Here is a 10,222-nt window from a genome sequence, read left to right as displayed (position 1 = left end):
CGCGACGCCCGTGTACATCGTGATCATCACGACGCTCATCGTGAGGATGCCGGGCGCACGCCGCGGCCGAGCGCGTCGCTGCCGCGATGCGGCGCGTCGGCACACTGAGCGAGACGGGAGACCGGCCGCCGCAGGCGGCTCTGGTCCCGGTGCGACTGCCTCCGGGAGCCGACACGGTGGCCGACGCCGACCTGGAGCACTGGCTGAACACCCTGACCGGCGATCTCCGGCGGATCATGTCCTCGCCACGGTGACGCGAGCGCGCTCCTTCTCGCGGACGGCGGAGCGAGGTCAGCTGCCCGACCGGTCGGTCACCCCTGGACGACACGGCGGTCAAGGACAACGCGCCGAACAACTGCTGCCCGGAGGGTGCGCCTGGGGCTGCACCGGCCTGGGGCTGCACCGGCCGACCGCTGGTGGAGCCTGCGGTTGGCCGCGGGGTCAGCCGGCCTGGGGCCTGTGGGCGGCCGGTACTTCCTCCTCGGGCGGGACCGGTCCCGGCGGCGTGCCGTCGCCGAAGGGACGGCCGCCCAGCGCCGCCCGGCCGTGCGGCTCCAGCCAGTTGGACAGATCCGGGCCGGCCGGCACGATCCCGGTCGGATTGATGTCACGGTGTACCACGTAGTAGTGCTGCTTGATGTGCTCGAAGTCGACCGTGTCGCCGAAGCCGGGCGTCTGGAACAGGTCTCGCGCGTACGCCCACAGCACCGGCATCTCGGACAGCTTCTGGCGATTGCACTTGAAGTGGTTGTGGTAGACGACGTCGAAGCGCACGAGAGTGGTGAACAGCCGCACATCCGCCTCGGTGATCGTGTCGCCGACGAGGTAGCGGGACGTCTCCAGCCGCTCGGAAAGCCGGTCGAGCCGGGCGAAGAGGCGCTCGTACGCCGCGGCGTACGAGTCCTGCGACCCGGCGAACCCTGCCCGGTACACCCCGTTGTTGACGTCCTTGTAGACCACCTCGTTGATCGCGTCTATCTCCGGCCGCAGCGCGGACGGGTAGAGCGCCGGCGCCCCCTCACGGTGGTAGGCCGCCCACTCCAGCGACATGTCGATCGTGATCCGCGCGAAGTCGTTGGTCACCGCCTTGCCGCTCGGCACGTCGACGATCACCGGCACCGTGATGCCCCGGTCGTAGCCGGGATCACGGGCCAGGTACGCCTCTTGGGCCCGCTCGATGCCGAGCACCGGGTCCCGCCCTCCGGGGTCGAGGTCGAACGACCAGCTGCGCTCGTCGTGCGTGGGACCGGCGACGGCCATCGGCAGCGCCTTCTCCAGCCCGAGGAGCCGCCGTACGATCACCGCCCGGCTCGCCCACGGGCAGGCGCGGCTGACCACCAGACGGTAGCGACCGGGCTCGACCGGGAATCCCTCACTTCCGTCGCGTGTGATCCGGGTGGTGATGTAGCGGCTGTCGCGCGAGTACTCCCCGCCGGGGTTCACATAGCTCACGTACCCGCCCCTACCCGGGAACAGCTACCGCGAACGCCGCACGGCTCACCTTCGTGCCGGCCCGGATCGGCCGCCGTTGCGCCGACCGCCGAACAGCTACCGTGGCCACCTGGCCAAAGGACCGGTGGTCGTCGAGCTCACGTGTGGATCGAGCGTTCCTCTTGCCCGACCGGATCCTTCGAGGCGATGCTCACTCCGCGCGTCCACACCTTCAGGGAGACCACATTGCCCAGCGACACCGCCGCGTTCACCGCCGACGACTACCGCGCCCGGATGGCACGGGCGACACGGTCCGCCGCCGACGCGGGACTCGCCGGACTGCTCGTCGCACCCGGCCCCGACCTGGTGTGGCTCACGGGATACCAGCCGCCGGCGGCAACCGAGCGGCTCACGCTGCTGGTGCTCACTCCCGACCGTGACCCCGCGCTCGTCGTCCCCACGCTGGAAGCCCCTGACGCGGCGAAGGCCGCCGGCGCCGGGGCGCTGGCCCTGTACGACTGGCGCGACGGCCAGGACCCGTACCGCGCCGCCGCGGGCCTCCTTCCCGGAGCCGGCCGGTTCGGCATCAGCGACAACGCGTGGGCGCTGCACCTGCTGGAACTGCAGCGCGCGCTGCCGGCGACGTCGTACGCCTCGCTGACCGACGTCCTGCCGATGCTCCGAGCGGTCAAGGACCGCGCGGAGCTGGGACGGCTGACGGCGGCCGGGGCGGCGGCCGACGCCACGTACGAGGAGATCCAGAAGGTGCCTTTCGCGGGCCGCCGGGAGACGGACGTGGCCGCTGATCTGGCGGAATCGCTGCGCCGGTTCGGGCACTCGCAGGTCGACTTCACCGTCGTCGGCTCGGGTCCCAACGGCGCGAACCCGCACCACGAGGCCGGTGAGCGCGTCATCGAGGAAGGGGACATGGTCGTCCTGGACTTCGGCGGCCTGAAGGACGGCTACGGCTCGGACACGTCACGCACCGTCCACGTCGGCGAACCGACCGCCGAGGAGCGGCGCGTGCACGACATCGTCCGTGAGGCCCAGGAGGCAGCCGTGCTGGCCGTGCGTCCGGGGATCGCCTGTCAGGAGGTGGACAGGGTGGCCCGGCGCGTGATCACGGAGGCCGGGTACGGCGAGTACTTCATCCATCGGACCGGCCACGGAATCGGCGTCACCACGCACGAGCCGCCGTACATGATCGAGGGCGAGCAGCAGCCGCTCGTGCCCGGCATGTGCTTCTCCGTGGAGCCGGGGATCTACCTGCCGGGCCGGTTCGGTGTGCGGATCGAGGACATCGTGACGGTGACGGAGGACGGCGGCCGACGCCTGAACAACACCCGCAGGGACATGGTCCTCGTGCGGTGACCGGCTGAGCCCCCTCCCTCCTGTCCAGGACACGGTCATTCGGCGACGCCTTTCGGGCGATGGCCCGTGTCCTTGGTCGATCATGCCGCTCGCCCCGCGAGACTGACCTCATGGAGCCGGTCACCCTGGGAGTGGAAGAGGAATACCTGTTGCTCGACGCCGACACCGGACTGCCGGTGCCGCGGGCGGAGCAGGTGCGTGCGGCGGTCGGTCTCGGGCCGATCCTCGGCGAGGACGAACTGCAGACGGAACTGCTGCAGGTGCAGGTGGAGGTCGCCACCCCTGTCTGCGCCGAGCTGGAGGAAGCGGGCGGACATCTTCTGCGCATGCGGCATGCGGTGGGTGCCGCCGCCGAGGCGAACGGATGCCGGCTCGCGGCATGCGCGACACCGCCGCGGCGGGGGGCGGTGTCGGCACCGGTGACCGAGAAGCCGCGCTATCGCGCCATACGGCTGCAGGCTCCGCAACTGGTCGCCGAGCAGTTGGTGAACGGGATGCACATCCATGCCGCAGTGCCCTCCCCGGAAGTCGGAGTGGCCGTCATGAACCGGCTGCGCGGGTGGCTGCCCGTGCTCGTCGCCATGTCCGCGAACTCGCCGTTCTGGGACGGGCAGGACACCGGGTTCGCCAGCTGGCGGACCGTGATCTACGGTCGCTGGCCGGTCAGCGGGCCGCCACCCGCCTTCAGGGACCTCGCGGACCACAAGGAGCGGATCGAAACGCTCCTGAGCAGCGGGATCATCTCCGACACAGGGCAGCTCTACTGGCAGGCCCGGCTGTCGGACCGCTTTCCGACCCTGGAAGTCCGGTGCCCCGACGTGCAGTTGCGGGTCGACGAGGCCGTCATGTTCGCCGGCATCGTCCGCGCGCTGGTCACGACGGCCATCCACGAGACCAAGGCCGGTGTGCCGGTGCGCGTCGGTCCGCCCGAGGTGGTGCAGGCGTCGAACTGGCAGGCGGCCCGGCATGGACTGAACGGTCATCTGATCACCGCGACGGGCGAGCGTCGCAGCGCCGGTGACGTCGTCGCCATGCTGATGGAGCACATCACGCCCGCTCTGGACGCCGCAGGCGACACCCGTGAGGTGATCTCGCTCGTCCATCGGCTTCTGCAGCAGGGCACACCGGCCGACCGGCAGCGGCGAGCTCTCGCCGAGGGCGGTCTGAAGGCGGTGACCGACATGATCATCACCGAGACGACGGCGCCGTGAAGGGGCCGCTTCCGAACAGTGAGGGAGCACGCCGCTGCCCCTGCCCGGTCCGGGGCGGTCAGTCCCCGCCCTCGACGTCCTCGACCGACACGCGGACGGTCTTCACCTCCGTGTCCGCCGCGTCAGGGACGACCATGCCGGCGTCCACGCCGCTGCGGAGATAGCGCAGTACGTCCGCGTTCAGCTTTTCGCCGGGCAGCGCGGCAGGAATGCCCGGCGGGTACGGGGTGAGCATCTCCGCGCCGACGCGGCCGACGGCCTGCTCCCAGGGCACCTCCTCGATCCGGCCGAAGTAGGCGTCGCGCGGCAGCATGACCTGCTCGAGCCGCAGACCCGCCGGGTCGGGCACCTCGACATGGGGGGCGGGGCGCAGTTCCGCCGCGTGGGCCGCCACGTCACTCAGGGCTGTGACCAGGGCGCGGGCGGTGTCCTGGTCGTCCGCGTGGGTCAACTGGGCACTGATGCGACGGTGATCGGCCAGGTGGAGGTCGACGTGGTGGTGCTCGCGCAGCCAGTCCGCGATCCGGTAGCCGGTGGTTTTGAGAGCCGTGATGTCGACGACCACCTGCAACGGGTCCAGGTCCACCGCCCGGCCGGGGCCGCAGAAGTCGTCACGCCCGTGGACATGCATGCCGTCGATCTCCGCGATGCGGGCCCTGGCGTCCTTGGCGAGCGCCAGCGTCTCGTCGTACAGAGCGTGGCCGTGCTCGACCATCTGACGGCGCCAGCCGTCGAGCCCCGCGTACATGAGCACGGAGGGGCTTGTGGTGCCCAGCAGGTCCTCGCGGCTCTTGAGGACCGACGGGTCGATCAGATCGCCCTGCAGGTGGAAGACGGAGCTCTGCTCCAGGGCGGATCCCATTTTGTGGACGGAGGTGACGCAGAGGTCGGCCCCGGCGTCCATGGCCCAGGTCGGCAGGTCCGGGTGGAAGGGCAGGTGCGCGCCCCACGCCTCGTCGACGATGAGCGGTACTCCGTGCTCATGGCACGCTTCGGCGATGCTCGACAGATCGGAGCAGGTGCCGTACGGGGTGGGTGTCGTCACCAGCGCGCCGCGGGCGTCGGGGTGTTCTTCGAGGGCGGCGCGGAAGGCGTCGGCCGAGGGCGGGTGGGCGAGATGACGCTCGGCGTCCCACTGGGGGTCGACCCAGACCGGCCGGATTCCGGCAAGGACCAGGCCGGACACGACCGACTTGTGGGCGTCCCTGCCGACGATCAGCTTCTCGTGCGGTCCGGCGACCGCCAGCATGGCCGCCTTCACGGAGAGCGAGCTGCCGCACGTGGAGAAGAACGTGTGCTCCGCGCCGACTGCGTCCGCCATCAGCTCCTGTGCCCTCTCGAGCACGGCGTTCGAGGACCTCCGGTCGTCCAGGCCGCTGATGGCCAGGACGTCGGCTCGGAAGACGGCGTCTCCCAGAACCGCACTCACCCGCGGATCCGCACCGCGGGCCTGTTTGTGTCCGGGTGGCGTGAAAGGGGTGTGCTTCTCGGCGTGGTAGGCGGCCAGTGCTTCCAGAACGGGTACCTGCGAGTGATCCATGACCCTCCACTTCCCCGGGTCACAGCAGTACAAAAGTGATCCAACGGACTACGGACGGGGACGGATGTCCGCCAGAGGCGGCCGCCCCTCGCCCCGGCGCCCGGTGGCCGACGCACCTCGGACACCGCCGCCGGACGCGGTTCCGGGTCCGCCGCCCCGCCGGACCCAAAACGGCGTCGGGCCAGGGGCTTGGGAGAACCGGGCCGGGCCGGTGCGGCCGAGCAGGCCGCAGACGGTCTCCTGCGCTGGTCGGTGCCATGAGTGGCCTGGTTCCCCGCTCGCGGGGGTGACATGCCGCTCGGCCGCTGCGGGACGCGGGCGGCTCGGTGTCCCGGACGGGTGAGCGCCGCCGCGCTCAGGGCCGGGTCGGCACCACGTCCCGGCTCCCGCCCCGGCCGCCCGACGTCGCCGCCCGAGCGCTCAGCCCGTCGCGGCCGGTACGCGGTCGATGATCGCGGCGAGGTCGAGGCCCGGCGGCAGGGTGCCGAAGGCCAGTCCGCGGTCGCCGGCGAGGCGGGAGGCGCAGAAGGCGTCCGCGACCGCGGCGGGCGCGTGACGGACGAGCAGGGACCCCTGCAGCACGAGGGCCAGGCGCTCGACCAGGCGGCGTGCGCGCAGTGCGGCATCGTCGGTGACCACCAGTTCGCCCTGCAACTGCCTCCAGGCCGCGTCGAGTCGGGCATCCGCGCCGGCGGCTGCCTCCATCTCCGCGCGGAAGGCCTCCAGACAATCGGGCTCTCGGGTCAGGGCGCGCAGTACGTCGAGGGCGTTGACGTTGCCGGAGCCCTCCCAGATGCCGTTCAGGGGGGCCTCCCGGTAGAGCCGGGGCATGCCGGACGCCTCGTCGTAGCCGTTGCCGCCGAGGCACTCCAGGGCTTCCGCGACCGCCGCGGGCTGCCTCTTGCAGACCCAGTACTTGCCGACCGCCGTCGCCAGCCGCAGGAACGACCGCTCCTGTGCGTCACCGCGCTGTGCCCGGTCGGCCGCCCCGGCGACCCGGAGCGCGAGGGTGGTCGCCGCTTCCGACTCGATGCCCAGGTCGGCGACGACATTGCGCATCAGCGGCTGGTCGATCAGCTTGGCGCCGAAGACCGAGCGGTGCCGGACGTGGTGCGCCGCCTGCGCCAGTGCGGTCCGGATGCCGGACGCGGAGCCCAGGATGCAGTCGAGACGGGTCATGGTGACCATGTCGATGATGGTGCGCACCCCCTGTCCCTCGGGGCCGACGAGCCAGGCGACGGTGTCGTCGAACTCGGGCTCGCTGCTGGCGTTGCTCCGGTTTCCGAGTTTGTCCTTCAGACGCTGGACGCGGAACGTGTTGCGGCTGCCGTCGGGCAGCACGCGGGGAACCAGGAAGCAGGACAGCCCGCCCGGGGCCTGCGCGAGGACGAGGAAGAGATCGTTCATGGGGGCACTGGTGAACCACTTGTGGCCGCGCAGCCGCCAGCTGCCGTCCTGCTGCGGGGCGGCGACGGTGGTGTTGGCGCGGACATCGGTGCCGCCCTGCTTCTCCGTCATGCCCATCCCTGCGAGCAGTCCGCGCTTGCTCGCGGGCGCGCGCAGCCCCTGGTCGTACACCCGGCTGGTCAGCAGCGGCTCGTACACCGCCGCGAGCCGGGGCGCGGAGCGCAGGGCGGGGACGACGGCGTAGGTCATGGACACGGGGCAGCCGTGGCCCTGTTCCGCCGAGCTCCACACCATGAAGCCCGCGGCCCGGGCGACATGGGCACCGGGCCGGTCGTCGGCCCACGGCGCTCCGCCGAGTCCCTCGCGAATGGCCACGTCCATGAGCGCGTGGTACGCGGGGTGGAATTCGACCTCGTCGATCCGGTTTCCGTAGCGGTCGTGGGTCCGCAGGACCGGCTCGCAGCGGTTGGCCTCCTCGGCCCAGTGCTGGACCTGCTCGGAGCCTGCCAGCCGCCCGAGGCGGTGCAGGTCCTCGGTGTACCACCCGGCGCCCTCGCGCCGCAGGCCCTCGAGCAGCACCGCGTCGTCGGCGACGTCGTGTCCGACCAGCGGCGGTGGCTGGTTGGTCACGTCGTGGGTGCGGGCCGTCGGATTGCTGCTCGGGGCGGGTGCGGCCGCAGCGGAGGGCGCCGGAGCGGGTACGGGGGCGCTCGCCGTTGCGGCGGGGTTCGCGGTCATGACGGTCACGGTCCTCACGGTCGTCGGAGTGGTCGGGCGGCGGGTGCGGCGCCCGCGCAGCGCAGGGACATCGCCACCAGCTCGGTGACCAGATGGTCGGCGGCGTCGCCTTCCGCGGGGGCGGAGAGGGGGTCCACCAGCACCTCGCCGATCGCGCCGGTCAGTGCCGCGGCGGTGACGTCGGCATCCTGTTCGGGGAGCCGGCCACTGCCGATGCCCTCGCGGACGATCTCGGCGAACAGCTCGCGGTAGCGGCGCCGGAACTCCAACCGCTCTTGGCCCACGGCCGGTTCGGCGGGGGCGGCGAGCAGCGCGTGGGCCAGACCGCGGCGCTCCATGGCGCGCCGGGCGAAGACCTCCACGCCGAGCGCGAGCCGCTGTACGGGGTCGCCGCTGCCGTCCCTGAGCACCTCGCCGAGAACCTCGACCTCGTGTCCGGACGCGCGGCGGAAGACCTCGACGGCGAGCGCGCCCTTGGAGGGGAAGTGCTGGTAGACCGAGCCGACCGACATCCCGGCGGCGGCGGCGACGGCCGTCACCGAGGCGTTCGCCCAGCCGACATCGGCGACCACGGAGGTGGCCTGCTCGACCAGGTGTTCCCTGGCCGCGTCCAGACGGCTCTGCACGGCGGGTGTCTTGCGGTAGGCCATGCAACAAGTGAACCACTGTTCAGAGTTTCGATCCAGACTTTCGCGGGACCTGCCCGAGGGACCTTCCTCGGCGGCCTGCGCTCCGGGTTACTCCTCCAGAGCCTCGTCCCCTTGGTCCTCCTCGGCGTCCCCCGGGTCCACGTCCGCACCGATCTGGCCTTTCGACCGCTTGCCGACCACTGCCGCCGCGGCCGCGGCGCTGACGGCGAACGCCGCCGCCAGCACCCACGGCTGGTCGAAGCGGTGCCCGGTGGCATGGTCGAGGGAGTAGCGCCCGGGTCCCATGACTCCGATCGCGGCTGCCGTGAAGCCGAGGAACGCCGGGTACTCGAAGCCGCCCGACTGGGCGAAGAAGCCCGCGGGCGCGTGCACGGACACGGCGCCCGCCATGTTGCCGCTGACCGCGGCGCCGGCCGCGGGAGTGGCGAGGCCCAGCGCGAGCAGCGCTCCGCCACCCGCCTCCGCGAGGCCGGCTGCGGCAGCGGCATGCTTGGGCGGGTGGAAGCCCATGGACTCCATCCCCTTGGCGGTCCCCTCCAGGCCGCCGCCGCCGAACCAGCCGAAGAGCTTCTGCGAGCCGTGGGCCATGAGAACGGCGCCTGTGCCGACTCGCAGGAGGAGCAGACCGAGGTCACGTCGGTTCAGGGGGGTCATGGGTTCTCCCGGTGCTGTGACGTTGGGCGACGACATCCACTCACGGCCCGCCGGCACCGCGAGCGGCTGCGTTGCTGGGCCGGACGGGTGAGGCGGTACACCGTCGGCCGTGGCCGTCACGCCCTGGAGCCACCGACCGTCCACAGGTGCTGGATCGCGTACGAGCTCCATGGCCGCCGGCGCCCGGTGTCAGCTGTGGGTGGGACGACGGGATCGACGCGGTTCGGCGTCCCCCCGCAGCACCGGGACGGCCACCCGCACGGGCAGATGCTCGGGACGTCCCGGAGGGCCCCGGCCTCGGGCTCCGCGTCGGGCTTCGTCCCGGTGCCCTTGTCCGCTGCCGGCGCTGTCTCCCTCTCCGGTTCCGGTTTGCTGCCGGTGAGCGGTATCGTCCGTACGTCGATCTCCTGGACGCCGGCGGCGAACGCGGCCCGCTCGGCCAGCCGCTCGGTGATCCCCGACGGCCACAACGGGTCCGTGAACGAGCCGTGTTGGGCGACGCTTTCGAGGAGCTCTGCGGCGGTGAGACGTCCCTCGGGGTCCTTGTCGAGGCAGGCCGTCACCACCTCCGCGAGGTCCGGCTCCAGCTCCCGCAACGGCTCCAGGTCGGGCTCTTCGTGGACGATGCGGTACAGCACACCGTGTCCCGACTGGTCACCGAAGGGCGGCCGGCCGCATGCCGCGTACGCCAGTACCGAACCCAGCGCGAACACGTCGGTGGCGCCGCTCAGCCGCCGTGAGCCCGAGGCCTGTTCGGGCGCCGTGCAGGCGGGCGTGCCCACGACCATGCCGGTCCTGGTCAGTTGACTCTGTTCGGCGGCCCGGGCCACGCCGAAGTCGATGAGGGTGAGACCGTCGAGTGTCAGCATGACGTTGGACGGCTTGAGGTCCCGGTGCACCATGTCCAACGGTGCGGTCGCCGGCGAGCAGCGGCGCGGTGACCTCCGTGGGCAGCCGGGCGAGGTTGTCCAGCTCGTGCCCGAAACGGTCGCCACCGTCACCGTGAATCCTGACCCGGGCGAGACAATCGTGCGGCGTGCAGCGCACCTTGACCGGGTCAAGTGCGCTTCGGCCCGGCCACGTGTGCTGTCCCCCATGGTCCCAAAAACGATCAGGGGCCGTTTCAGATCGCTCTGAAACGGCCCCTGACGCTGCGACTTTCACAAGTCGGGACGACAGGATTTGAACCTGCGACCCCTTGACCCCCAGTCAAGTGCGCT

8 protein-coding genes and 1 pseudogene are annotated in these 10,222 nt (G+C 71.7%); 3 read left to right on the top strand and 6 right to left on the bottom strand.

From position 1 onward, the window contains the following. Positions 1–86 precede the first annotated feature (86 nt). Positions 87–254 carry a hypothetical protein gene (locus tag ABZ070_RS32335; RefSeq protein WP_356639102.1) on the top strand — a complete coding sequence of 56 codons (168 nt, stop codon included), beginning with the start codon at positions 87–89 and terminating at the stop codon, positions 252–254. Between the two features lie 187 nt (positions 255–441). On the opposite strand, the gene ABZ070_RS32330 is transcribed toward ABZ070_RS32335, so the two are convergent. Next, the gene (locus tag ABZ070_RS32330) at positions 442–1,443 is read right to left on the bottom strand and encodes a glutathione S-transferase C-terminal domain-containing protein (protein ID WP_356639105.1); all 1,002 of its coding nucleotides are present in this window, start codon (positions 1,441–1,443) and stop codon (positions 442–444) included. A 195-nt stretch (positions 1,444–1,638) separates the two neighbouring features. Here ABZ070_RS32330 and ABZ070_RS32325 point away from each other — a divergent pair, with 195 nt between their 5' ends. Then, positions 1,639–2,802, top strand: a complete 1,164-nt coding sequence (locus ABZ070_RS32325; RefSeq protein ID WP_356639100.1) for an aminopeptidase P family protein — start codon at positions 1,639–1,641, stop codon at positions 2,800–2,802. Between the two features lie 110 nt (positions 2,803–2,912). Continuing rightward, the gene (locus tag ABZ070_RS32320) at positions 2,913–4,013 is read left to right on the top strand and encodes a glutamate--cysteine ligase (protein WP_356639098.1); all 1,101 of its coding nucleotides are present in this window, start codon (positions 2,913–2,915) and stop codon (positions 4,011–4,013) included. 58 nt (positions 4,014–4,071) lie between these two features. Here ABZ070_RS32320 and ABZ070_RS32315 read toward each other — a convergent pair whose 3' ends face one another. The 5 genes and pseudogenes from ABZ070_RS32315 to ABZ070_RS32295 all read right to left on the bottom strand — a co-directional run. After that, positions 4,072–5,553: an ornithine decarboxylase gene (locus tag ABZ070_RS32315; RefSeq protein ID WP_356639097.1), complete on the bottom strand. Its 1,482-nt coding sequence runs from the start codon at positions 5,551–5,553 to the stop codon at positions 4,072–4,074. A gap of 420 nt (positions 5,554–5,973) precedes the next feature. Beyond that, entirely contained in the window at positions 5,974–7,698 is a 1,725-nt protein-coding gene (locus tag ABZ070_RS32310; RefSeq protein WP_356639095.1) for an acyl-CoA dehydrogenase family protein, read from the bottom strand. 14 nt (positions 7,699–7,712) lie between these two features. Continuing rightward, complete coding sequence (locus ABZ070_RS32305; RefSeq protein WP_356639093.1) at positions 7,713–8,348, bottom strand: TetR/AcrR family transcriptional regulator; 636 nt, start codon at positions 8,346–8,348, stop codon at positions 7,713–7,715. 87 nt (positions 8,349–8,435) lie between these two features. After that, entirely contained in the window at positions 8,436–9,002 is a 567-nt protein-coding gene (locus tag ABZ070_RS32300; protein ID WP_356639091.1) for a DoxX family membrane protein, read from the bottom strand. Between the two features lie 416 nt (positions 9,003–9,418). Then, a pseudogene (locus tag ABZ070_RS32295) lies at positions 9,419–9,989 on the bottom strand (protein kinase); the annotation flags it as partial. Positions 9,990–10,222: the final 233 nt, after the last annotated feature.

Origin of the sequence: Streptomyces sp. NPDC006283 (assembly GCF_040613325.1) — a bacterium.
Taxonomy (GTDB): Bacteria; Actinomycetota; Actinomycetes; order Streptomycetales; family Streptomycetaceae; genus Streptomyces.
This window is presented reverse-complemented; position numbering and strand designations above follow the sequence as displayed.

Excerpts from the sequence above, each read along its gene's own strand:
- ABZ070_RS32335 (WP_356639102.1), top strand. The coding sequence starts at position 87 with ATGCGGCGCGTCGGCACACTGAGCGAGACGGGAGACCGGCCGCCGCAG.
- ABZ070_RS32325 (WP_356639100.1), top strand. The coding sequence starts at position 1,639 with ATGCTCACTCCGCGCGTCCACACCTTCAGGGAGACCACATTGCCCAGC.
- ABZ070_RS32320 (WP_356639098.1), top strand. The coding sequence starts at position 2,913 with ATGGAGCCGGTCACCCTGGGAGTGGAAGAGGAATACCTGTTGCTCGAC.
- ABZ070_RS32315 (WP_356639097.1), bottom strand. The coding sequence starts at position 5,553 with ATGGATCACTCGCAGGTACCCGTTCTGGAAGCACTGGCCGCCTACCAC.
- ABZ070_RS32310 (WP_356639095.1), bottom strand. The coding sequence starts at position 7,698 with ATGACCGCGAACCCCGCCGCAACGGCGAGCGCCCCCGTACCCGCTCCG.
- ABZ070_RS32305 (WP_356639093.1), bottom strand. The coding sequence starts at position 8,348 with ATGGCCTACCGCAAGACACCCGCCGTGCAGAGCCGTCTGGACGCGGCC.
- ABZ070_RS32300 (WP_356639091.1), bottom strand. The coding sequence starts at position 9,002 with ATGACCCCCCTGAACCGACGTGACCTCGGTCTGCTCCTCCTGCGAGTC.